The organism is Bilifractor sp. LCP21S3_A7 (assembly GCF_052118825.1).
Lineage (GTDB): Bacteria > Bacillota > Clostridia > Lachnospirales > Lachnospiraceae > Bilifractor.
Window position 1 is genome coordinate 89,295 of sequence record NZ_JBQKGL010000003.1, and the last position, 25,113, is coordinate 114,407.

The 25,113-nt window shown below is 52.9% G+C and carries 17 protein-coding genes; 9 read left to right on the forward strand and 8 right to left on the reverse strand.

Annotated elements, in window-relative coordinates:
• Positions 1-159: 159 nt before the first annotated feature.
• The 6 genes from ACTQ1O_RS03595 to ACTQ1O_RS03620 all read right to left on the reverse strand — a co-directional run bounded on the left by ACTQ1O_RS03595 (position 160) and on the right by ACTQ1O_RS03620 (position 6,446).
• The gene (locus ACTQ1O_RS03595) at positions 160-1,665 is read right to left on the reverse strand and encodes a bifunctional folylpolyglutamate synthase/dihydrofolate synthase (protein ID WP_441486144.1); all 1,506 of its coding nucleotides are present in this window, start codon (positions 1,663-1,665) and stop codon (positions 160-162) included.
• A gap of 139 nt (positions 1,666-1,804) precedes the next feature.
• Complete coding sequence (gene folK / locus ACTQ1O_RS03600) at positions 1,805-2,653, reverse strand: 2-amino-4-hydroxy-6-hydroxymethyldihydropteridine diphosphokinase (RefSeq protein WP_441486145.1); 849 nt, start codon at positions 2,651-2,653, stop codon at positions 1,805-1,807.
• Positions 2,654-2,754: 101 nt separating this feature from the next.
• Positions 2,755-3,564, reverse strand: coding sequence for a dihydropteroate synthase (folP, locus tag ACTQ1O_RS03605; protein WP_441486286.1), 810 nt, complete (start codon positions 3,562-3,564; stop codon positions 2,755-2,757).
• A gap of 168 nt (positions 3,565-3,732) precedes the next feature.
• Positions 3,733-4,311 carry an HD domain-containing protein gene (locus tag ACTQ1O_RS03610; protein WP_441486146.1) on the reverse strand — a complete coding sequence of 193 codons (579 nt, stop codon included), beginning with the start codon at positions 4,309-4,311 and terminating at the stop codon, positions 3,733-3,735.
• Positions 4,312-4,473: 162 nt separating this feature from the next.
• Positions 4,474-5,031 (reverse strand): GTP cyclohydrolase I FolE, encoded by a 558-nt coding sequence (gene folE, locus ACTQ1O_RS03615; protein WP_441486147.1) that lies wholly within the window; start codon positions 5,029-5,031, stop codon positions 4,474-4,476.
• A 467-nt stretch (positions 5,032-5,498) separates the two neighbouring features.
• Positions 5,499-6,446, reverse strand: a complete 948-nt coding sequence (locus ACTQ1O_RS03620; protein ID WP_441486148.1) for a LysR family transcriptional regulator — start codon at positions 6,444-6,446, stop codon at positions 5,499-5,501.
• A 300-nt stretch (positions 6,447-6,746) separates the two neighbouring features.
• Here ACTQ1O_RS03620 and ACTQ1O_RS03625 point away from each other — a divergent pair, with 300 nt between their 5' ends.
• Positions 6,747-8,063 carry a CapA family protein gene (locus ACTQ1O_RS03625; protein WP_441486149.1) on the forward strand — a complete coding sequence of 439 codons (1,317 nt, stop codon included), beginning with the start codon at positions 6,747-6,749 and terminating at the stop codon, positions 8,061-8,063.
• Positions 8,064-8,348: 285 nt separating this feature from the next.
• Here ACTQ1O_RS03625 and ACTQ1O_RS03630 read toward each other — a convergent pair whose 3' ends face one another.
• The gene (locus tag ACTQ1O_RS03630; protein ID WP_441486150.1) at positions 8,349-10,142 is read right to left on the reverse strand and encodes an ABC transporter ATP-binding protein; all 1,794 of its coding nucleotides are present in this window, start codon (positions 10,140-10,142) and stop codon (positions 8,349-8,351) included.
• A 1-nt stretch (position 10,143) separates the two neighbouring features.
• Positions 10,144-12,012, reverse strand: a complete 1,869-nt coding sequence (locus ACTQ1O_RS03635; protein WP_441486151.1) for an ABC transporter ATP-binding protein — start codon at positions 12,010-12,012, stop codon at positions 10,144-10,146.
• A gap of 528 nt (positions 12,013-12,540) precedes the next feature.
• On the opposite strand from ACTQ1O_RS03635, the gene ACTQ1O_RS03640 reads away from it, so the two are divergent.
• From ACTQ1O_RS03640 to ACTQ1O_RS03675, 8 genes are all read left to right on the forward strand, one after another.
• Positions 12,541-16,239 (forward strand): ABC transporter ATP-binding protein/permease, encoded by a 3,699-nt coding sequence (locus tag ACTQ1O_RS03640; protein WP_441486152.1) that lies wholly within the window; start codon positions 12,541-12,543, stop codon positions 16,237-16,239.
• A gap of 499 nt (positions 16,240-16,738) precedes the next feature.
• A complete protein-coding gene (locus tag ACTQ1O_RS03645; protein ID WP_441486153.1) occupies positions 16,739-18,271 on the forward strand; it encodes a sodium/proline symporter in 1,533 nt (510 codons plus the stop codon).
• A gap of 454 nt (positions 18,272-18,725) precedes the next feature.
• On the forward strand, positions 18,726-20,387 hold the full coding sequence (locus tag ACTQ1O_RS03650) for a 2-isopropylmalate synthase (protein WP_441486154.1): 1,662 nt from the start codon (positions 18,726-18,728) through the stop codon (positions 20,385-20,387).
• Between the two features lie 240 nt (positions 20,388-20,627).
• Entirely contained in the window at positions 20,628-22,118 is a 1,491-nt protein-coding gene (gene thrC / locus ACTQ1O_RS03655; RefSeq protein WP_441486155.1) for a threonine synthase, read from the forward strand.
• A gap of 95 nt (positions 22,119-22,213) precedes the next feature.
• Positions 22,214-23,296 (forward strand): nicotinate-nucleotide--dimethylbenzimidazole phosphoribosyltransferase, encoded by a 1,083-nt coding sequence (gene cobT / locus ACTQ1O_RS03660; RefSeq protein ID WP_441486156.1) that lies wholly within the window; start codon positions 22,214-22,216, stop codon positions 23,294-23,296.
• Complete coding sequence (locus tag ACTQ1O_RS03665) at positions 23,293-23,808, forward strand: bifunctional adenosylcobinamide kinase/adenosylcobinamide-phosphate guanylyltransferase (protein ID WP_441486157.1); 516 nt, start codon at positions 23,293-23,295, stop codon at positions 23,806-23,808. Before cobT ends, ACTQ1O_RS03665 begins: the two co-directional genes overlap by 4 nt.
• A gap of 24 nt (positions 23,809-23,832) precedes the next feature.
• The gene (locus ACTQ1O_RS03670; protein ID WP_441486158.1) at positions 23,833-24,615 is read left to right on the forward strand and encodes an adenosylcobinamide-GDP ribazoletransferase; all 783 of its coding nucleotides are present in this window, start codon (positions 23,833-23,835) and stop codon (positions 24,613-24,615) included.
• A gap of 4 nt (positions 24,616-24,619) precedes the next feature.
• Positions 24,620-25,006, forward strand: coding sequence for a bifunctional adenosylcobinamide kinase/adenosylcobinamide-phosphate guanylyltransferase (locus tag ACTQ1O_RS03675; protein WP_441486159.1), 387 nt, complete (start codon positions 24,620-24,622; stop codon positions 25,004-25,006).
• The last annotated feature ends 107 nt before the right edge of the window (positions 25,007-25,113 follow it).

Below are 25,113 nucleotides of genomic sequence, written 5' to 3' on the forward strand. Positions count from 1 at the left end.
CAGTAATTAATTGCAACAACTGCGAATACAAAGGCCTGACATATTGACGAAAGTAAATCGTGATGTGACAGGCCTTTGATTTTGAATTCATTATCCGCAAGTAGATAGATTGTTTTTTGACTTCTGAGTAATAATTTGAAACGAAATAGTGGTGGTATTCTATTCGTTAGGTTTCAGATGCGCTTTCAGATGCTCCCGTATTCTTCCCACATAGTACAGGGATCCGAAGGAGCAGATGACGTCGTCCTTCCTGCAATTTTTGAGTGCTTTGTCTGTGGCTTCTTCGATGGAGCCGCAGGCTTCGGCCGTGTATCCGGCCTCCCGGAGTTCGCGGGCGAGCTGTTCGGGATCGAGGGCTCTGGGATTCGGCACGGGTACGGTGTAGAATTGTTTCGCGAGGGGACCGACGATATCGATGACCCTGTGGTAGTCTTTGTCTGCGAGGATGCCCATGAGGAAGGTGATTTTCTGACCCGGGAAGTAGCGGGCGAGACTGTCCCGGAGCATTGCGGCACCTTCCGGATTATGCCCGCCGTCTACGATGACGGCGGGATTTTTGTGCATGAGCTCGAATCTTCCGTGCCATACGGTGTGTTTGAGTCCCTTTCGGACAGCGTCTTCCGTGATCGGATAGCCTTTTTGCCGGAGAATTTCGGCTGCGGCGACGGCCATGGAGGCGTTTGCGCACTGGTAGGAGCCGAGGAGCGGGATGAAGAGATCCCGGATCGTTGTTCCTGATGCTGAGGTGTTATCTGTAGAGATTTCGTCGGGTACTGATGTTTCGGGTACTGATGTTTCGGGTACTGATGTTTCGGGCATTGATGTTTCGGGTACTGATGTTTCGCGTACTGATGTTTCAGATCCGGAAGATTCGGGAAGAGACATATCAGATAAAGAGATTTGCGGATCCGCTTCGAGCGTTAGATCAAAGATCTGTCCCTGCAGGGAATATTCCCGCGCTTTGCGGCAGACGTTTATCCGGTGAAGGCGGGCTTTTTTTTCTCTGCATACGGCTTCGAAGACCTGATCGGCCTCCGGCTTCTGGGGATAGAGGAGTACGTCAGTGCCTTCCTTGATGATGCCGGCCTTCTGAAAGGCAATTTCGCGGAGTGTGCGGCCGAGAATCTCAGTGTGGTCCATGCTGATGGTCATGATGACGGCGGCTTCCGGGGAGGGGATGACATTTGTGGCGTCGAGGAGGCCGCCCATTCCGGTCTCGAGGACGACGATGTCGCAGTTCTGTTCGTGAAAATAGAGGAACATCACTGCAACCAGGATCTCGAACTGAGTGGGCTGCGGTTTTCCGTCTCTGAGGTTCTGCTGAATCTGTGACGCGACGCGGGTCAGGATTGCTGCGAAGTCTTCCTCGGTGATGTCGTGTCCGTTGATGCGGAACTGTTCGGTAAAATGCTCGATGGCGGGGGAGTTAAAGCTTCCAGTTCGAAGGCCGCTCTCGATGAGAATCTGCGAGAGAAAGGCGGAAGCGGAGCCTTTTCCGTTTGTTCCGGCGATGTGAACGAAGCGGAGCTGTTTCTCCGGATTTCCCAGTGATTCCATCAGCGTCCGCATCGCGCCGAGCTCGTAGGCGACGGCGCCGCTTACCACGTCCTTCGGGGAAAATTTCGGGACGCTGTCGAGATATTCCATAGATTCTCTGAAATTCATCTTGTCTCCTCTATTTATTAATCGGGATCTTGTCGGAAACCGGTCTTTTTCTTCAAAATGCCTGACGGAATTCACTATTTCTGTAAAGTGAGATGCATGATTGCGCATCTGTTTTTTTCGTTACGAAGGAGCAAATTCCTCACGATATTTGTGTCTGTTTTTCCAGGTTCCGGAGCATCTGCGCCATGGTCAGATGTGTGACCGGATGGGTCCACCACGGGGCGATTTCTGCCATCGGGCGGAGCACGAAGTCCCGGTTTGCCATGTCGGGGTGTGGGATGTTGAGACGTTCCGTTCCGATGATTTCCTGATCGTAGAAGAGGATATCCACGTCGAGGGTGCGGGGACCCCAGTGGATCCTGCGGACTCGCTGTGCTTCCTGTTCGAGGGAGGCACAGAGATCGAGCAGCTCTTCCGGCGTGAGAAGAGTGCGGATCATGCAGGCACCGTTGAGGAAGGGATCCTGGTCGGTGTAGCCGTAGGGAGCCGTCTCTATGAAGGAGGAGACCTTCAGGAGACGGTTCTTTTTTTCATTTTTGATACCGTTTACGGCGAGATCGAGCATCGCCTTCCGGTCACCCATATTGGAGCCGAGCGCGAGGAAGGCGGTGTGCCAGCCGCGGTGGATCCGGACGGAGACCTGGTCGAGCGGAAGACCGATGGGTGCCCAGGGCTTATGGATCTCGAGGGTGATTTCCCGGAGAAGACCTTCATATTTTACGAGAAGGTGTTCCGCAAGCTGTTCGGCGCAGGCCTCGATCAGCTGGAAGCGGCGGTCTGTCAGAAAAGCCGTGATCTCGTGGCAGACCTCTCCGTAGTTAATGGTGTTCTCGAGATTGTCGGTGAGGCCGGGCTTCCGGATATCGGTGCAGAGCACCGCGGATACGGTAAATTTCTGACCGAGCACGGCTTCTTCTTTATAGACGCCGTGCTTTGCGAATACTGTTAAATTGTCGATTCGGATTTCGTCATGGCTGGTTGAATGCATCGTTTCTTTTCCTTCTGTTTTTATGTTCGGCTTTTTATCTGTGAGTGAAGCCTCACACGACAAAAGTCACGAGTGTGCGGCAGCGGCGTAAGGCGGTACAGTTAGAGGGTTTGCAGGATCTTTTCCGTCATGCGGATTGCCCGGGCGTTTTCCCTGACATCATGGACGCGGACGAAGCCGGCGCCTTTCATGACACCGATGACACTTGTGGCGATGGTTCCTTCCACACGCTCGGACGCGGGAAGATCCAGGGTCAGACCAATCATGGATTTCCGGGATGTGCCGAGAAGATACGGGTAGCCGAGATCTTTCAGAAGCTCCAGGTGGTTCATCAGCTTCAGGTTCTGCTCATAGGATTTGGCAAAGCCGATGCCGGGGTCCAGAATGATCCGGTCATCCGCCACGCCGGCTCTTTTCGCGATTGCGACGGATTCCCTGAGATCGTCCAGAACATTCTGCAGATAATCGGTGTAGTCGGTGTTGTTCCGGTTGTGCATCAGGCAGCAGGCGACGCCGGAGGAGGCGATAACGGAAGCCATCTCGGGGTCATATTTGCAGCCCCAGATATCGTTGATCAGATCGACGCCCTCCGCAAGACCTGCTTTTGCGACGGCGCTCTTGTAGGTGTCGAGGGAGATCGGGATATCGAAGCGGCTGTGAATTGCCTCGATGACAGGAGCGACGCGGTCAATCTCCTCCTGGTCCGGAAGCTTTGTGTAGCCGGGACGGGTGGATTCTCCGCCGACATCGATGATGTCAGCTCCCTCCGCGATCATCTGTTCTGTGTGTTTCATTGCTGTGTCCAGGTGATTCCATTTTCCGCCGTCGGAGAAGGAATCCGGTGTGACATTCAGGATTCCCATGATATAGCAGTGCTTGTCCGGCTCAAAGGTGCGTGTGCCGATTTTTATGGTGTGCACTGCTTTACCGGCGGCAGCTGCCCGAACTTCGATGGCTTCTGTACGTGGTGTTTCTGATTTGCTCATGATCAAGTACCTCTACTTTCTTTTTGGATGTCTGTTATCTTTCAGGGCCGCGAGACCGGCAAAACCGGGCAGAGGAGCAGGCGGCTGGAACCGTCATATCTCCGGTGTCCGGTTTTTGCGTTCCTCCGGCCAGTTGCACTCCTTGCGGGCGTTACATATATAGCACGGACGGGATTTTTTATCTGCAGCGTACATAATCTGTGCAAATCGTTTTTGAATGGCTTCGGAATATTCTGCCTTTTCCGAAGCAAGGGCCGGATCGCTTCCGGCAGTCAAGGCTGCGTGTAATCTGTGACTGCCGATGGCATACAGGATCAGGCCGGTTTCGGCTGCGGTATAGCCGCAGTCCGCAAGAATCGGGCCGGCGATCTGTACGCCGGCAAGATCATGAGGAGTGCCGTCCTCATACTGGCGCGCTCTTCCGATGTCATGGAGCAGAGCGGCCGCATAGATCAGATCATTTCTTACCGGAAGATTCTCCCGGAGGCAGAGGATCTGCATGATTCTTGCGGTATCGAGAAGGTGCTGCCAGTCGTGACGGCAGAAAACGCGGTCCTTCTCGAGATGCTGTGTTTTTTCCAGTTCCAGGCGGAACCCCGGGTGCTCCATGATTCTGCGGACACGGTCCTGTTGTTCCGGATGCTGGCTGTTCTCACTGGTGTGTGGGGACATGATTGCCTCCGTTATTTAACTCTGTGTGGTACTGAGTGCCTTCTCCTGCATTAATCAGACTTCCGACATTATTCCGGGGACCTCATAACGATATCCTTCAGGATTCAGGTTCTATTTTAGACCCTTTCGTATGATCCTGATGGACAGCAAGTGACGGATTTCTCAGGTGCGGATCATGGCGAGCACGCGGTCTACCAGAGCGGGATCTTTCTCAAATGCTCCCTTGCAGACATAGGTCATGGTCCGGGTGCCGGGTTTCTTGATCCCGCGCATGGACATGCACAGATGCTCTGCCTCGATGACAACCATGACACCGCGGGCGTCCAGATTTTCCATCACAGCGGTTGCGATCTGGTCCGTCAGTTTCTCCTGGATCTGGGCGCGGCGGGCATATGCCTCAACGGTGCGGGCCAGCTTGCTGAGTCCTGCGACCTTTCCGTTCGGCAGATAAGCGATGTGCACGTTGCCGAAGAATGGGAGCAGATGATGCTCGCAGACAGAGTAGAAATGAATGTCCTTTTCGAGAACCAGGCTGTCGGCGGGACTGGAGAATGTGACGGAGAGCGCCTTCTTTGCCGCCTCGTCCGTACCCGAAAAAATTTCCTCACACATCCTTGCGATGCGGTCGGGCGTACCCTTGAGACCCTCTCTGTCAGGATCCTCGCCAATTCCCTCAAGAAACAGGCGTACAGCCTGTTCCACCTTTACCTTGTCAATCATAATAAGAAAAAACCTCCAATTCAATGAAACGCGGGCTGCGTTTTCTCGCTGCTGCAGCCGGCATGACGCATGCGCAGGAGATAAAAAGGCAAAAAAAACAGGACCGCAAGGTTACAGGTCCCGTAATAAAGTCCAGCAACGGGATGGACTGAAATATCGCAGCCATGCATTTCCAGTAGACGCCATGCTTTTACAAGTGCAATATACTGTCTAAGGCCGGCAATTCGTTTCCCACTCATCTCCCGTGCAGTGGAAACACTACGCATTTCAATCCTGCTTTGCCTATGGAACTATATTAGTACAGACTGGGGGTAAAATCAATGATAACCTGCCGGTTTGTGTGATGAGCATAACCTGCCGTTTGTGTGATGAGAAAAGAACCGGATCCGGCAGGCATACATGACGTACTGAATAAGTTACAGTTGATATTTCATTCGGCCGCATACATGTACGTTGCAGTTGATATTTCATCCGGCTGCATACATGAGATAGCCGGTGAAGTCGGTGATCAGTGCGGAGGGCTGCCGCTCTTTTGGAGCAGCGAACAGGATTGAGGTCCGCAGCTCTTCCGAGTCGATGGTCATTGTCCGGATTCCGTCGGGAAGTGCGGGCCGGAGTGATTCCGGGAACAGGCACACGGCGCATCCGCTGCTGCACCAGAGCAATGATGTTCTGGCGTCGTCACAGATGCTGAAATAATCCGGTGTGAGATGCTGTGCGGTGAATTGTTCATGAATCAGATCATAGTATCTGCGGTAAACTGAGAGCGGATAGCGGGAGAGCTCTGAGAGAGAGATCTTTCCGGAATTTCCGGGAATGGATTCTTCCGGGGATTTAGCGGTTGGGGATTCTGCGGCCGCGAATTTTGCGGCCGGGAATTCTGCATCTCTTGCTTTTCGCGGGCTCCACTGTGCAGGGAATCCTGCAAGCATCGGTTCGGTGCGAATCAGGCGGCAGTTGAACTCCTCCACGGGAAAGGGGGTTCGGAGAACGGCACCCTCAATCACGCCCGTATCAAGCAGGTGGCGGAGCTCAAAGGTGGAGCCGTCATACAGCTGGTAGTGGACATCGTGATGGTCTGTTGCAAAACGTTTCAGTACGGGCTGCATGATGGAGACGGTTGTGGATGTCATCCCAAGATACAGCGTCTGCCCCTTGCCGGCCCGAATCGTGTCCCTTGCCGCATTATCCGCCATTTCAAGGATGCGGGTTACCCGTGTATAAAAAATATGGCCCGCGTTGGTCAGCCGGATGTGGCGGGCGCCTCTTTCAAAGAGCTGAACGCCGAGCTCATTTTCAAGCATCTTCATCTGATAGCTGACCGGCGGCTGTGCGACATGAAGCCTCCTCGCCGCTTCACTGATGCTGCCCGCGTCTGCAACCGCCTGAAAATATTCCATCTGTTTCAGATCCATGTCCGAGACCTCACTTGCAAATTTCTTTAAATACTATATCACAGCCAGAGTGGAGAAGAAAGAATCACAGTAAATGAATGGCTTTTCATCACGATGATTTGCATATATGAATCACAGTAAATGAAAGGCTTTTCATCACTAGGATTTGCATATATACTTGTATAAGGTGAGTCGCAATGTTCCTGGCCCACGGGGAGCTTGCTCATCAGCGGGCCAAGAACATTAGCGACGACAACGACGGTCGCCTGTTAGCGGCAGGGAAGCTGCGAATATAATTTTCAAATGTGGGGGATTATGGTTATGGATGACGGGAGAAGGAACCGTGACACAAAGCCAGGTGCGCGGCGGGATTCACGGCGGGACATTTCCGGCATGACGGAGGAAGAGATTCGCGCGAGAAAGAGGCGGATGGCGGCGAGACGGCGCCGGCAGGCACAGGTGCGGAGAAGGAAGCGGATACTGGCCTGCTGTGCGGGCGGAGGAGTTCTGCTTGTGGTTATCATCGCTGCGGCGGTTCACGCAGGCGGTCCCTCGAAGAATGGAGGAGGAAAGACTGCATCCGGTGAGACGCTGGAAGCGGTGACCGTCTCCAGTTCGGAAGCTGCGGCGGCAGCATCCGCGAAGATCAAGCCGACAGACCTGAAGATGACTTTTACCGGAGATGTAATCCTCGGGACAGATGAGTATTTTGATTACAGTACCAGCATGAATGCGTACTACGACCTGAACGGCCCGGATTATTTCCTGAAGAATGTAAAGGATATCTTCAGCAAGGATGATCTTACCGTTATCAATTTTGAGGGGACGCTGACCAACGAGACTGCCCGGGTTGGAAATCAGTTCGCTTTCAAGGCTCCGCCGGAATATGTGAACATCATCAACAAGGAGTCGATTGAGGCCGCAAACGTGGCCAATAATCACAGCCATGATTACGGCGAGAAGAGCTTTACGGATACCGTAAACACGCTGAAGGAAAATCACATTGAGCCTTTTGGCTATGACGATACTGCTGTGATTGAGGTAAAGGGCGTGAAGGTCGGTCTGTTCGGAATCTACGAGCTGGACGAGTATGACGGCGTGGCACCTCAGGTTACCGCAAATATCAACAAGCTGAAAAAGGAAGGTGCGGATGTAATTATCGCCGTCTTCCACTGGGGCAATGAGCTGGAGAGCTGCCCGGATCAGTATCAGGTGAAGCTTGGGCATCAGGCGATCGACGAGGGAGCGGATCTCGTGGTCGGCCATCATCCGCATGTGATACAGGGAATCGAGTACTATAAGGGAAAGACCATCGCTTATTCCCTAGGAAATTTCTGCTTCGGAGGCAATTATCATCCGACCGAAATCGATACGATGATTTTCCAGACAACCATCTCGGTGGACGAAAACGCGAGGATGACAGGTTCTACAATCAATATCATTCCCTGTCTGGAGTCCACGACCTGGGAGTACAATGATTATGTTCCCACACCGCTGACAGGGGCGGACGCGCAGTCTGTGATTGATAAGCTGGACGAGCGAAGCCAGGAGATCGCGTCCACGTATCAGACGGATACTGTGTATGAAAGTACTGACACTTCTGGAGGAAATACTGTGAGTTCAAGCAGTGTCGAATGAATAACTGTGCGTTCAGGCAGGGTCAGACGAGTACATGATCCATGACGCTGATCAAATATAGAACGGATAGTAGAAAATATAGTAAAAAAATATAGCTGAAAAAATTTAGTAGAAAAATATAGTAAAAAGACCTCTGATGAGAACATCAAATCTCGTACAGGGGTCTTTGCTAATTTACGTGTACAAAGGGGAGTATGCGGCAACAGCAAAGTCAGATGCCGCATCCAGCTTCTTTATTTACGTTCACAGGAGCATATCCGGCCGCAACGGGGTCAGATACAATATTCAGCTTCTCTCAAACTGCGCATGGTAGAGCCTGCTGTAGAATCCGTTCTTTGCGAGCAGCTGTTCGTGATTGCCCTGCTCGATGATGTGGCCGTCACGCATGACGAGGATTTCATCGGCGTCCCGGATGGTGGAGAGACGGTGCGCGACCACGAAGCTGGTCCGTCCCTTCATCATTTCATCGAAGGCCTTCTGGATACGGATCTCGGTGAGCGTATCGATGGAGGAGGTCGCCTCGTCAAGGATCAGGATCGGCGGGAGGTTCAGCATGACTCTGGCGATGCAGAGGAGCTGCTTCTGTCCCGCGGAGAGGTTTCCTCCGTTTTCCTCGATTTCCGTGTCGTAGCCGTTGGGCATGCGGAGGATAAAGCTGTGGGCGTAGGCCTTCTTCGCCGCTGCGACGATTTCCTCATCGGTGGCGTCGGGTCTGCCGTATGCGATATTCTCCCGGATTGTTCCGGCTTTCAACCAGGTGTCCTGGAGAACCATTCCGTAGTTGTCGCGGAGACTCAGGCGGCGGATCCTGCGGATATCGGTTCCGTCCACGGAAATAGAACCGCTGTTTACGTCGTAGAAACGCATGAGCAGGTTGATGATGGTGGTTTTGCCGCAGCCGGTCGGGCCGACGATGGCAATTCGTCTGCCGGGCGCGACATCTACATTGAGGTTTTCGATCAGCGGATGGTCCGGCGTATAGGAGAAGGCGACATTTTTGATCTGAACGGCGCCCTCTGCGTGTTCGATGGAAATGGCGTCCGGATCGTCCGCTGGTTCCGGCTCCTCATCGAGCATCTCGAACACGCGGCCTGCGGATGCGACGGAGTTCTGGAATTCTGTGATCACGTTCGTGATATCGTTGAACGGCTGGCTGTACTGCTTGACATAGGCGAGGAAGCTGGTCAGCTTTCCGATCGTCAGCAGCGAGGAGCCGATGGGCGACAGGAAGCAGAGAAGGCACCCGGCGATGACCACGCCGTTGTAGATCAGGGTGTTGAGAAACCTTGTCGTCGGATTGGTCAGGGATGAGTAGAAGGTAGCTTTCATGCTGTTCTCGCCGAGTTCGCGGCTGCGCTTTTCGAATTCTTTCAGGGCGGCCGCCTCGTGACCGAAGGTCTGGACGACGGTCAGATTCCCGATCATCTCGTTGGTCAGCGTCGTCAGGTTTCCTCTGGATTCCGATTGCTTTTTAAAGAAACGGAAGGAACGGTCGGAGATGAATTTTGCGGCAAAAAATGTCAGCGGCGTCAGAACCGCGACGATGAGCGTGATCAGGGGCTGCAGCGTCAGCATGAAGATAATCGTTCCCACGATGGTTACGATACCGGTGAACAGGTTGGTGAATCCGAGCAAAATTCCATCGGAGAGCTGCTCGACATCTGTGATGACACGGCTGATCAGATCGCCGGTGGGATGCGCGTCAATGTAGGAGAGCGGCAGGCTGTGAATCTTGTGAAAGGCCTCCTTGCGCAGATCCCGAACGATCAGGTACGTGATTTTGTTGTTGATGTGATTCATGGTCCACTGGGCAGCTGCCGTCACGGCGATGCAGATGACGATTCTGCGGATGATGCGGAGCAGACCCGCGAAATCGACATGTCCCTTTGAGACGATCAGATCCACTCCGTTACCGATGAAGATGGGGATCAGCAGGGTCAGAGCGACAGACAGAACGGCCAGGACCAGGGACAGGATCACAAATCCCATGTAGGGCTTCACATAGCTGATGATCCGCAGGAGGGTGTTCTTGCGCATCGCTTTTTTCGCGTTTTTCGGATCTTTTGTGCTTATCGTCATTTTATTCACATCCCTTCTGGGTGGAGTCGCTCTCATCCTGTGTCTTATGATTGTCTGCAGAGGCGTCCCGTGTCTTTCGATTGGCTGCTGTCGCGTCTGTGTTCTTCTGGCTGTCCTCGATTTCAAGTGGTCCCTTCAGATCTCTCTCTATTTCATCCGGTGTCATCTGTGACTGGCAGATGTCCCGGTATATGCTGCAGTTTTTCAGAAGCTCAAAGTGGTTCCCGCTTCCGGCCAGCCTTCCGTCATCGAGAACCAGAATCTGGTCGGCGCTCCGTATGGTGCTGACACGCTGAGAGACGAGAATGACGGTACGTCTGGAGATGTCGTTGTGGATGGCCTTCCGCAGCTTTGCGTCTGTGGCAAAATCGAGGGCGGAAGCGCTGTCGTCCAGGATCAGGATCTGCGGGTCCCGCACCACGGCACGGGCGATGGTCAGGCGCTGTTTCTGGCCGCCGGAGAGATTGCGCCCCTCCTGTTCGATCGGAAGATCGAGGCCCTCTCCCTTCTGGTCTACAAATTCTCTGGCCTGGGCGATATCGAGCGCCTTGTAGATCTGTTCGTCTGTGGCGTCGTCATTTCCCCATTTCATATTGTCGCGAAGGGTGCCCTGGAAGAGCACGGCCTTCTGGGGGACGACGCCGATGCTGGAGCGGAGATCCTTCTCGCGGATGTCGCGGACGTTTTTCCCGTTCAGGGACACCGAACCGGAATCCGTGTCATAGAATCGCGGAAGGAGATTGATCAGTGTGCTCTTTCCGGCACCGGTTCCTCCGATGATGCCGAGGGTGGAGCCTGCGTCCGCGTGAAAGCTGATGTCATCGAGCGCGGGGGAGGAGCCTTCCTGATATGTAAAGGTGACGTGATCGAAGTCGATGGAGGCACCGTCTGCTCCGGCAGGGAAATCAACCGTGCCGTCTGCCCGTGTATTCTGCATCCGGAAGACATCGTCCACGCGGTTCATGGATGCGGCTGCCCGGGAGAGCAGGATGATAAGATTGGCGAGTTTTACCAGCTCGGTGAGAATCTGTGTCATATAGTTGACCAGGGCGGTGATGCTTCCCTGTGTCAGGGCGCCGGAATTGACTCTTCCGCCGCCGATCCATAGAATGGCGACGATGCCGAGATTGATGACGACATAGGTCATGGGATTCAGAAGCGCGGATATTTTTCCGACGTGGACCTGCTTCTGATAAAGCCGTTCGGTTTCGCTGTCGAACGAGGAGGTCTCCCGGTTCTGCTGGTTGAACGCGCGGACGACGCGGACGCCCTGCAGATTCTCACGGGTCTTCCGGAGAATTGTGTCGAGCTGCGACTGTACCTTGCGGTTCAGAGGCATTGTGATGAGAATGATCGACATGATGATAAAGAGCAGCACCGGGATGACGATGGCAAAGCTGACAGCTGTTGGGACATCGACGGTGAAGGCCATGATCATGGCGCCGAAAACGACGAACGGTGAACGCAGAAAGAGACGGAGGAACATGTTGACGCCGTTCTGAACGGTGTTGATGTCACTCGTCATCCGCGTGATCAGGGTAGAGGTCCCGATGCTGTCGATCTGCTTCCAGGAAAGTGTCTGGATATGTGCGTAGAGGTCATTGCGCATCATCGTTGAGGTGCTGGTGGCGACCTTTGCGGCAAAATACTGCGCGGTGATTGCGGATGCGAGGCCGATGAATCCGAGTATGATCAGCAGGATTCCGTTGTGAATGATGTAAGAGACATCGCGGTTGGCGATTCCGACATCGATCATCTTTGCGACGATCAGCGGAACGATCAGTTCAAAGGTTGCTTCCAGCATCTTGAAAAGCGGGGCGCAGATGGTCGCCGCCAGATGCCGCTTCAGATAAGACCAGAGTCGTTTCATGAAATGAGTCCTTTCTATAAATAATGAAATAACAATGAAATGAGTCAATCTGTCCCGGCTGTAATGATTGAGTCCATTTATTCAGACGCTGCACGATTTTGCGCCTTACAGGCGACAGGACTTATGCTGTATAGAAGTGTACGCCGGAAGTATAGAAAACACAAATACGAAATCTTTTGAATAACCATATAAGAATTGTATACGTGATCGAATTTTGACAAATAAAAAATATAGAAATGAATTCGCAGCCCTGTTTCCGGATAACATCAGGTCTGGATTTTTGGCTCAAGATCATTGCGTTTCGAAGTGGTTTTGCATAAAATGACCATATTGCCGTATCAGGCACGATTCATATTGTGGCATCGAAGTCTGGCGGATTCCTGCCGCTACGCTTGCCGGACATTGCCATTTATGTAAATTGCGGCTTTGTAGCAGGGAAGTTTGCCAGGGGAGGGCTTGCCGGACGTTGCCGTTTATGTAAATTGCGGCTTTTCAGCAGAACCGTTTATAAAGGAGAAATTGAATTTTATGCTTCAGATAAAAAATATCAGCAAGGAGTACCGGACCGGCGATCTGGTCCAGAAGGCGCTGGATCATGTGAGCCTGGATCTGCGGGACAGTGAGTTTGTGGCTGTTCTCGGACCGAGTGGATCCGGAAAGACGACCTTATTGAATATTGTAGGCGGTCTGGACCGCTATGACAGCGGAGATCTGGTGATCAACGGAATTTCCACGAAGAAATACAGGGACAGAGACTGGGATTCCTACCGGAATCACACGATCGGTTTTGTCTTCCAGAGCTACAACCTGATCATGCACCAGAGTGTGCTTGCCAACGTAGAGCTGGCACTGTCCATTTCGGGCATCTCCGGAAATGAGAGGCGGGAGAGATCTATGGAGGCGCTCCGCCGGGTCGGACTTGCCGGGCAGGAGCACAAGAAACCGTCACAGCTTTCCGGAGGACAGATGCAGCGGGTGGCAATCGCAAGAGCACTTGTCAACGATCCGGATATTGTGCTGGCGGATGAACCCACCGGCGCGCTTGACACGGAGACGAGCATTCAGGTGATGGATATTCTGAAGGAGGTCGCAAGGGACCGGCTCGTTGTTATGGTGACGCATAATCCGGATCTGGCGCAGAAGTATGCCACCCGGATTGTAACCATCAAGGACGGGCGGATTTTGTCTGACACCAATCCGCCGGATACCGGCAGAGAAGAGAAACCGCCGGTTCACCGGAACATGGGAAAAGCCGCCATGTCTTTTCTGACCGCGCTTACCTTAAGCGGCAACAATCTCCGGACAAAGAAGGCGAGAACATTGCTCGTTTCCTTCGCGGGATCCATCGGAATCATCGGCATTGCGCTGATCCTTGCGCTGTCGAGCGGCGCGAACCGATTTATACAGACACAGGAGGCTGAGACGCTTGCGATGTATCCGCTTCAGATTGAGAAGACCGGATATGATCTGACCTCCATGATGAAGAGCATGGGCGGTGATCCGGGATCTATGTTTGGATCAGACGGCACAAAGACGTATACCGACGCGGTCGGTGTGGATGAAACGGCGGGCAGGCTGCTGAAGGATGTAAGCACGAACGATCTGAGGGCTCTGAAAAGTTATCTGGACAGCAGGGAGAGCGGAATTCAGAAGTATGTGAATGCCATCGAGTACAATTACGGCATCACGCCCCAGATCTATACGCTGGAGGATGGTTCGGCCGAACAGCTGAATCCGAATCATCTGTTTGATTCCCTCTCTTCTGATGATTCGGGGAATATGGACATTGCCGGAATGATGACCGGCTCCCTCAGCGTGAACCTTTTCAGCAAGCTTCCGACCTCGGAAGAACTCTATAAGGAATCCTATGATCTGAAGGCGGGACACTGGCCGGAAAAAGATACCGATCTGACTCTGGTTCTGAATTCAAGCGGTGAGGTCAGCGATGTGATCCTCTATGCCCTGGGGCTTCGGGACCGGAAGGAGCTGGAGCAGCGGATCGAGAATTTTGCGGACGGAAAGAAGGGTGATACGAAGGTGGTTGCAGGGGAAACGTCTGACAGCGGGGCAGAAGACAGAAGCGGGACAGAAGACGGAAGCGGGTCCGTGGTTTCCTCTGGTTCGGATCTCGCCGTACAGGACAGCAGCACAGAAGGCGCGGAATCTGTCTATGCCTATGATGATTTTCTTGGGAAGAGTTTCCAGCTGGTGAATGCCTGTGACTATTATACCCGCGATGATACGTACAATGTCTGGACCGACCAGAGCGACGACAGGGATTTTGTGAAAAAACTTGCGGAGAACGGGAAGAAACTAACGATCACGGGAATCGTACAGCCGAAGAAGGAAACAATGTCAGAGGCTCTGAGTACCGGGATCGCTTACTCCCCGCTGCTGGAGGAAGAACTGATGAAGGCGGCCGCTCAAAGTGAGGTCGTAAAGGATCAGCTGAAGAATCCGGAGGTCAATGTACTGACAGGCAAGAAGTTCTCCGAGGAGAACGCCTCGTCCGATCTGGATTTAAGCAGGCTTTTTTCCATCGACGGGGACGCGCTTCAGAAGGCATTCTCGTCGAAGGCAGAATCGATCTCGCCGGACAGCCTGGATCTGAACAAAATTCTTCAGAACCTGAATCTTCAGAATCTGGATTTCAGCAATCTGAATCTGGAGGACAGCCTTGATCCGTCGGCAATGCAGAAGGCGATGCCGGATCTCGGAAGTGTGGACCTCCCGGGGCTTCTCTCGAAGGTTCAGGTGCATGTGACCGGGGAACAGCTTCAGAGTCTCTTTCAGGAGGCGGCGAAGGGCTATCTGGAAAGCATCTCGAAGGATCCTTCCACCGACTATACGAAGCTTGGCAGCGCATTCGCGGAATATCTTCAGTCGGAGACGGGGAGAGCCGCGGTTCAGTCGGAAATGCAGAAGATTCTCGATGCCAACAAGGAAAATCTCATTACCCGGGACGATGTGGTACAGATGGCATCTGAGATTTTTGACGGATATTCGGAATATGCACAGAAGAATCTGCCCGATGATCCCCTGAGTCCGGACGGCTTCCGCAGCTGGCTGTCCTCTCCGGATGCGGAGGAAACCGTTGGAAAAGCCTTTTCCGTCATCACAGACAAGCTCAGCCGCTTTACGGTGACAGACGGGGATGCAGCTTCCATGACGGAGACGCTTTTGAAGAGCTATGACGAGTGGGCGGGTGAACATGACGCACCGCAGATGTCTAAGGCAGCGGATTCTTTTGCTGCCTATCTGCAGTCCGAGGATGCGCAGAAGCTTCTTCTGAATGCGGCGGGGCAGATGATTGATGTAAGCGGGCTTCAGAGCGCCCTCTCGGATACGCTTCAGAGCACGGTCAGTGCGCTGATTCAGGCGGTTACCGCGCAGATCGAAGGCGCGATCACATCGGCTATGACGCAAATGACCGGACAGCTTCAGCAGGCGCTCTCGCAGGCGCTCGGTCAGACCGTCAGCGCGATCTCCGGGAATATGGAGAAAATGTTCCAGATCGATCCGGACCAGCTGGCATCTGCCTTTCGGGCGAACATGGACGCCGGACAGCTGCAGAAACTGATGAGTTCTATGATGCAGGGCAACAGCAGTTCGCTGGAGAATAATCTGTCTTCTCTTGGTTATGCCGATCCTGCCGAGCCCTCCGAAATCAATATTTATCCAAAGGATTTCAAGGCAAAAAATGAGGTCGTGAATCTCCTGACCTCTTACAATAAGCAGATGGAGAAGAAGGGCGAGGACAGCAAGGTGATCACCTACACGGATATGGTTACTGCCATGATGTCGTCTGTCACAAAGATCATTGATACTATCAGCTACGTCCTGATCGCTTTTGTCGCGATCTCGCTGGTTGTTTCTTCGATTATGATTGGTGTTATTACCTATATCAGTGTGCTGGAACGGAGGAAAGAGATCGGAATCCTGCGGGCGATGGGCGCGTCGCGTCACAACGTGGCGCAGGTGTTCAATGCGGAAACCTTCATCACAGGTATCCTGGCCGGGGGCATCGGTGTCGGCGTCACATTGCTGCTTACGATCCCGATCAATGCGCTGATTGTTCGTGTGACCGGGCAGGAGATACATGCGGCACTGCCGCCGGCAGCGGCGCTGATGCTGATCGCGCTCAGTGTGGCGCTGACCATGTTTGCCGGTCTGATTCCTTCACGAAAGGCGTCCAGAAGTGATCCGGTGACGGCACTGCGAAGCTGATTTACTGTATAAGCTCTTCGAAAACGCAGACAGGATCGTCGCACGCGAAGCGCGCGTAAGAGACTGTATGCGTTTTCGAAGGCAACAGGTATGAGGATGAAGCGCGAACGCGCGAAATCCGAATACCTGTTGGATTGCGGGAGTGCGAAGCACGGAGCAATCCGTAGCTTATACAGTATGTGGCACGATGTATCTACTGTATAAGCTCTTCGAAATTCGACGGAAATCGAAATCGGAAAAAACTGCTTAGAGATATTGAGTTTACCACTGGAATGTGGTAAACTCTCCACAATACATTTGAAAATCTCATGCTATATATGCGAATTTGTAATGATTGTATTGCAGGATCGATTTGAGATGTGCGGCGGGTGATTTCGGGCTGGTGTGTATCATGGATTAAGCTGCAGACAGAAGCCTGTGCTGCGTATTTTCGAGCCGTATGTATATCAGGATATTTTCAGGCGTTTTACAGGATTTTATGAAGAAGTGAGGGAGAGAGATGACAAGTTCACAGGTTGGAATTCTGATCGTCATGATCGTGTACCTGCTCGGTATGCTGGCGATTGGATTCGTGGTGGCAAAACAGAATGAGAATATCAGTGATTTTTACCTCGGGGGAAGAAAGCTCGGGCCGATTGTGACCGCAATGAGTGCGGAAGCCTCGGATATGAGCTCCTATCTTCTGATGGGACTTCCAGGACTGGCTTATCTGTCCGGTATAGCTGATGTAGGATGGACCTGTATCGGTCTTGCTGCGGGCACCTATATCAACTGGCTGCTCGTCGCGAAAAGGATCCGGCGCTACACTGCAAGGACGGGTTCGATCACGATTCCGGATTTCTTTTCAGACCGCTACAAGGATAAGCACAGGGCGCTGATGATGATCGCGGCATGCATCATTATCATTTTCTTTATTCCGTACACCGGCTCCGGCTTTGCTGCGTGCGGAAAGCTTTTTTCCAGCCTGTTTTCGGTAGATTATCACATCGCGATGGTGATCAGCGCAGCGGTTATTATTTCCTATACGCTGACCGGCGGTTTCCTTGCTGCCAGCCTGACCGATCTGATTCAGAGCATTGTCATGACGGTTGCTCTGATCATCATTCTGATCTTCGGCATCAGCCAGGCGGGAGGAATGGACGCGGTTATCGCAAACGCGAAGTCTCTTCCGGGCTATTTCAGTATGGCACAGAGCTATGACGCGGCGGCAGGAAAGGCTTCCCCCTATGGCGTCGTGACCATCATCTCGACGCTTGCGTGGGGTCTCGGATACTTCGGAATGCCTCACATTCTGCTGCGCTTCATGGCGATTGAGGATGACAGCAAGTTGAAGATTTCCAGAAGAGTTGCCTCCGTGTGGGTTGTGATCTCCATGGGAATCGCTGTTCTGATCGGTATTGTCGGCCTCGGCATGACAAAGGCGGGCGTCGTTCCATTCCTGGAGGGATCCGCGTCCGAGACGATTATCGTGAAGATATCCGCGCTGATGAGTGAGCACGGCGTGATCGCGGCTGTATTCGCGGGCATTGTTCTTTCCGGAATTCTGGCCGCAACCATGTCTACCTCTGATTCTCAGCTTCTTGCGGCTTCCTCGTCCGTATCTGAGAATATCATCCATGAGTTTTTCCATCTGGATCTGGATGAGAAAAAGCTGATGCTGATCGCCCGTTTCAGTCTCGCGATCATCGCCGTGATCGGCGTGGGCATCGCCTGGAATCCGAACAGCTCTGTCTTTGGCATTGTGTCCTTCGCATGGGCAGGCTTCGGCGCGACCTTCGGCCCCATCGTTCTGCTGGCCCTGTTCTGGAGAAGGTCGAACAAGTACGGAGCCTTTTTCGGAATGATCAGCGGCGGCATCATGGTATTCGTCTGGAAATATGTGGTTCGTCCGATCGGCGGAGCATGGAATATCTACGAGCTTCTCCCGGCATTCATCGTTGCGATTCTCGTAAATGTAATCGTCAGTCTTCTGACTCCGGCTCCGGAGAAGGAGATCACGGATGTGTTTGATGAGATGAAAAAAATTGGCTGATTTTTTGCATTTTCGTTCTGCTTTCCGCGGTTGACTTTTTCCGGGCAAGATGTTATGGTAGGAAACAGTTAAATACGTTGACGAGGAATAGTACATCAGTGATTGGAATCCAGAGAGCTGCCGGTTGGTGTGAGGCAGCAGAAGATCCTTTTGGAACTGCCCTCCGAGTGGCTGCCCGAAATCAGTTATTCTGAGATTAGACGCAGACGGAAGCCCACCGTTACAGGGGTGAGGATATGCATGTATCCGGATGAGAGCACGGGAAACCGTGAAGAAGAGTGGTACCGCGCAGGGTTCCTGTTAGTTTTCAGGTGATTAACAGCCTTACGTCTCTTGCAAATGACAGGAGACGTAAGGCTTTTTCTTTTCTCCTGTTTTACCCGGATATCCGGAGATGTTGTGAAGCTTTTTGGAAAACCTTGAAGAATCTTGAAGCATAAGGAGGAACGCAGCTATGATGAATTACAGAAAATATCAGAAACAGTATTATATGCCGCCGGTTGAGTGCAATGACTGGGTGAAGAAGGATGCCATCGACAAGGCACCGCTCTGGTGTTCCGTTGATCTGCGTGACGGCAACCAGGCTCTTGTGATTCCGATGGATCTGGATACGAAGATTGAGTTCTTCAAGATGCTCTGCGAGGTTGGATTCAAGGAGATTGAGGTCGGATTCCCGGCCGCTTCCGAGACGGAGTTCGTTTTTCTCCGCCGTCTGATTGAGGAGAATCTGATCCCTGACGATGTGACCGTTCAGGTTCTGACACAGGCAAGGGAGCATATCATCAAGAGAACCTTCGAGGCTCTGAAGGGCTGCAAAAACGCGATTGTTCACGTTTACAACTCTACTTCTTTTGCACAGAGACAGCAGGTGTTCAAGAAGGATAAGGAGCACATCAAGCAGATCGCTGTCGATGGCGCAAGGCTTCTGAAGGAGCTGACCGAGGAGGCGGGAGAGAAGTACCGCTTCGAGTATAGCCCGGAGAGCTTCACCGGAACAGAGCCGGAATATGCCCTTGAGGTCTGCAACGCGGTTCTGGATGTGTGGAAGCCGACTTCTGACAGGAAGGCGATCATCAATCTTCCGAGTACGGTTGAGCTTTCCATGCCGCATGTCTACGCGCAGCAGGTGGAATACTTGAGCAAGAACCTGAAATACCGCGACAATGTAATGCTGTCTCTTCATCCGCACAATGACCGTGGAAGCGGAGTGGCGGACGCGGAGCTCGGAGTTCTCGCCGGAGCGGACCGCGTGGAAGGCACGCTTTTCGGAAACGGAGAGAGAACCGGAAACGTGGATATCATCACTCTTGCGATGAACCTCTACATGCAGGGAACCGATCCGAAGATGCACTTCGACAACATGCCGGAGATCTGCCGGAAGTATGAGGAATTCACGGGAATGGAGGTAAATCCGAGAAGTCCGTACTGCGGAAAGCTGGTCTTCGCCGCGTTCTCCGGATCACATCAGGACGCGATTGCAAAGGGTATGCACTGGAGAGAGGAGAAGGATCCGGATCACTGGACCGTTCCGTATCTTCCGATCGATCCGACCGATATCGGAAGAAGCTACGACAAGGATGTCATCCGTATCAACAGCCAGTCCGGAAAGGGCGGCGTCGGATATGTGCTTGAGACGAACTATGACCTCATTCTCCCGAAGAAGATGCGTGAGGCCATGGGATATGCGGCCAAGGATCTCTCCGATCATCTGCACAAGGAGCTGCAGCCCGATGAGATCTTCAGCCTCTTTAAAGAAAAATTCGAGAACATTCAGGAACCGCTTTCTGTTCACGGCGTTCATTTCAGACAGCTGGATGACGGACAGATCGAGGCAAGCGTCAATGCGAAGAACGGAAGCGGAGATTACCGTGTTACCGTGGCTGAAGGCAACGGACGTCTTGACGCTGTCAGCAATGCGCTGAAGAAGGCGTACGGCTTCGAGTATCAGCTTTCCACATATCAGGAGCATGCGCTTTCCAAGAGCTCGAGCTCGAATGCGATCGCTTATGTCGGAATCACAAAGCCGGACGGCACACAGGCATGGGGCGCCGCAGTGGATCCGGATATTATCCGGGCATCCATCGACGCACTGATTACCGCAATCAACAACCGTTGAGAACCGGGGAAAACCGCCGGAGACGAATACATCTGTCATATTGCACGGGAAAACCGCCGATCGGACTGCATCTGCAGTTTCCGGCCGGCGGTTTTTCTCTACTTCACACTCAAGTTTGCTTATGCTATAATACAAATATTAGCGTTTTCGGACAGGTTTCGCTTGTCCGGTTCCGCGCTTGTTTTCTTTAGGCCTATTTTATCGAGACGGCGGAAGCCATCTGACAGGAGGAATAAACAAATGCAGATTCTTTACAAGAGCACCAGGGGCGGCGAAAAGGATATTTCGGCATCCAGGGCGGTTCTGAACGGACTTGCCTGCGACGGAGGCCTTTATGTTCCGGACAGTTTTCCAAAACTGAGGGTTTCTCTGGAGGATCTCTCGAAGATGAACTACAGAGATCTGGCTTACGAGGTGATGTCTCTCTTTCTGACGGATTACACGGAGGAGGAGCTTCGCCGCTGCATTGACAGCGCGTATGATTCGAAGTTCGATGTCCCGGAGATCGCTCCGCTTCACAAGGCGGACGGTGCTTATTTCCTGGAGCTTTTCCATGGCAAGACCATTGCCTTCAAGGACATGGCTCTCTCGATTCTTCCGTATCTGATGACTACTGCCGCAAGAAAGAACAATATCACGAACAAAATCTGCATCCTGACGGCTACCTCCGGTGATACCGGAAAGGCGGCCATGGCGGGATTCCAGGATGTTCCCGGCACGGAGATCATTGTGTTCTATCCGGAGGGCGGCGTGAGCCCGGTTCAGGAGCGGCAGATGCGGACCCAGAAGGGTGAGAATACGCACGTCGTTGCCATCAAGGGGAATTTTGACGATGCCCAGACCGGCGTGAAGAAGATCTTCGGCGACCGGGAGATGAATGAGGAGATGGCTTCTCACGGCATTCAGTTCAGCTCCGCGAATTCGATCAATATCGGACGTCTGGTTCCGCAGGCGGCATACTATGTATACGCCTACGCCACCCTTGTCCGCGACGGAGTGATCAAGGCAGGAGATCCGATCAATGTCGTTGTTCCGACCGGAAACTTCGGAAATATTCTCGCGGCGTACTACGCGAAGCAGATCGGGCTGCCGGTCGGCAAACTGATCTGTGCGTCTAATGAGAACAAGGTTCTCTTTGATTTCTTCTCTACCGGAATCTATGACCGGAACCGTCCGTTCATTCTGACTTCTTCTCCATCGATGGATATTCTGGTATCCAGCAACCTGGAGCGTCTGATCTATCTGATCGCAGACCGGGATGCCGCAAAGACCGCCTCTCTGATGAAGGCACTCTCTGATGGCGGCAGGTACGAGATCACACCGGAGATGAGGGCTAAGCTGTCAGATTTTGTGGGCGGATACGCTGCGGAGGACGAGGTCTTTGCCACGATTCACAAGATCTACACAAAGGATCATTATGTCATTGATCCCCACACCGCGGTTGCCGCGACCGTCTATGACCGCTATGAGAAGAAGACGGGTGATACGACACCGACGGTTATCGCCTCCACGGCGAGTCCGTACAAGTTCGCGAGAAATGTTCTGCACGCGATTGACGCGGCGAAGTATGATCCGATGACGGATCTGGAGCAGTTTGACGCTCTGCACGAAGTATCGGGCGTGAAGATTCCCGCAGCGATCGAGGAGATCAAGACGGCACCGATCCGTCACAGCACCGTTGCGGAAATCGGCGAGATGAAGGACGTTATCCGGAAGATGCTCGGCATCTGAGAAACACTGCGCCGGAAGGTCTTTCGGTATTTGGGAGAGACCCGGTGCGGGAGAGATATCCGGTATACGAAAAATTGACTGCAGAGGCATGAGGAATGAGTGAAGAGAGAAAACTGAATCTGTATGACGGCCTCCTCGAGGAGACGGTGAGCCGGATACAGGTGCCGGATAAGGGCGCCATGGAGGAGACGCAGAATCGCTGGAATGCGATTGCGCATCCTCTGCACAGTCTGGGCAAGCTGGAGGATATGATTATACAGATCGCCGGCATACAGCGGACCTCGCGTGTGAAGCTTGACAAAAAGGGCCTGATCACAATGTGCGCCGATAACGGCGTCGTGGAGGAGGGCGTGACACAGACCGGACAGGAAGTGACGGCGCAGGTTGCGGAGAACTTCCTTTCGGAAAAGGCAACGGCGGGAATTCTGTGCCGTAAGGCGGGAGCTGATATTTTTCCGATCGACATCGGTATCGCGAGGGACACGATTGTCCGGAACTGCAAGATTTCCTACGGGACGAAGAATATGACGAAGGGACCGGCGATGACGCGCGCGGAAGCGGTGAAGGCGCTGGAGACGGGAATCGCACTCGTCCGTGAGAAGAAGGCAGACGGCTACCGGATTCTCGCAACCGGTGAGATGGGGATCGGCAACACCACGACGAGCAGCGCTCTTGCCTCCTTCTTTCTGAAGCAGCCTGTGGAGAAGATGACCGGCAGGGGAGCTGGGCTCACGTCGGAAGGATTACAGCGCAAGATCCACGCGATCCGCAGGGCGATCGAAGTGAATCAGCCAGATCCATCGGACCTGGTGGATGTCCTCGCAAAGATTGGCGGTCTGGATATCGCGGGAATGGCAGGTGTTTTTCTCGGCGGAGCTGCGGAGGGAATTCCCGTGGTGATCGACGGTTTTATCTCCGGTGTCGCTGCGCTTGTCGCTTCTGAGATCTGTCCGCTCTCGAAGGATTACATGATCGCTTCACATATGTCTCATGAGCCGGCGGCGGATCTGATGATGAGGACACTCGGAAAGGATCCTGTGCTGCACGCGGATATGTGTCTGGGAGAGGGAACCGGAGCGGTTGTTCTGTTCCCGGTGCTGGACATGGCTCTTGAGGTGTATGACCGGATGTCAACCTTCGCGGAGGATGATATTGAAGCATATAAGGAGTTGAAATGATCCATTTAATTACCGGCGGTGCCGGGAGCGGAAAATCTGCCTATGCGGAGCAGAAGATTCTGGAGCTTGGTGAGGGCAGAAGAATCTATGTCGCGACGATGTTTCCGGGCGTTGACCCGGAGAATTCGAAGCGCATACAGAAGCACCGTGACCGCAGAGCACCGATGAATTTTGAGACGATTGAATGTCCGACGAATCTGTCCGCTGCCGCAATTCCGGAGAATTCGAATATTCTGCTGGAGGATGTTGGAAACCTTGTGGCGAATGAGATGTTTCTGCCGGATGCATCGGGAATCCACGCGGTCAATTCCGTGCTGGACGGTTTCAATTATCTGATGGATATTTCCGCAAATCTGATTATCGTCACGAATGAGATCAATTCGGACGGAGTAGACTATGACAATGCCACCCGTGTTTTTCAGCAGTTCATGGGTCTGGTGAATCAGGAGCTCGGAGAGCTGGCCGACAAGGTCACCGAGGTGGTTTACGGAATTCCCCTCACGGTGAAATAAAGGAAGCACAGAGGTTTTTGTACATTGAAATCTTTATTTGAAAGCTTTATCGTTGCGTTCTCGATGTATTCCAAGATTCCGATGCCGCATATCGAGTGGTCGGAAAAAAGCATGAAGTATTCTATGTGTTTTTTTCCCTGGATCGGTCTTGTGATCGGTCTGCTGGAGTATCTGTGGTTTCTGCTTTGCGGACGGACCGGTGCTTCGGATCTGCTTCGCTCTTCGATCGCGGTTGTGATACCGCTTCTGGTGACAGGCGGAATCCATTTCGACGGGTTTCTTGACACGACGGACGCGCTTAGTTCGTGGAGAACCAGAGAGGAACGCCTTCGCATTCTTAAGGATTCTCATGTGGGAGCATTCGCGGTGATCGGAGCCTGTGTCTTCTTTCTGATTGCACTGGGTTTTGCGTCGGAGGTATCAGGGAAAACAGCAGTATGTCTGTGCCTGATGTTTGCGGTTTCGCGCTCGTATTCGGCGATATCCGTGGTTTCCTTCCCGAATGCGAATCCGAAGGGAACCGCTGCCGCTTTTGGCAGCCATGCGAGGAAGCGGATGGTGCGACGGGTGATGATCGTCTATCTTGCGGCACTTTACGTCTGCCTGATTCTGATCGACCCGCTTGCCGGCATCTTTGTGATCGCCGGTTCTGTGCTGGCATTTTTGATTTATTATTGGACCTGCATGCATTACTTCGGGGGAATGACAGGAGACCTTGCGGGATTTTTTGTATCAGGCGCGGAGCTTCTGATGCTGATTCTGGCGGTGTCCGGCGACGGTATCGGAAGAATATGGTTGAGAGGTTAATAGTATGAAGTTTATTATCGGCGGTGCATTTCAGGGAAAAACGCATTATGCGGAGGAAAAGTACGGGATTGCTCCGGAGGATTGGGCGGACGGACAGGACTGCTCCAGAAATGAGATCTATCACAGCAGGGGTGTCATGCATTTTCACCAGTTTGTGGGAAGAAGCCTGCAGAATGGAGATACACTGGACAATTTTGTGGATGAGCTGATGGCGCGTAATCCGGACATCATCATTGTGGCGAATGAACTGGGTTACGGAATTGTTCCGGCGGACAGCTTCGACCGCAGATACAGGGAAACGGACGGAAGAATCTGTACGGAAATCGCGTCGCGCGCGGATGAGGTGATCCGCATCGTGTGCGGAATACCGACCGTTATCAAAAAGGTATGAGGAATCACGAGGCTCGAAGGAAGTTGAACTCCTGAAGAAAAAACGGGCATTGAAGAGGCACGAGAGCTTCTGAAGAAACGGGCATTGAAGAGGCACGAGCCCCCCCT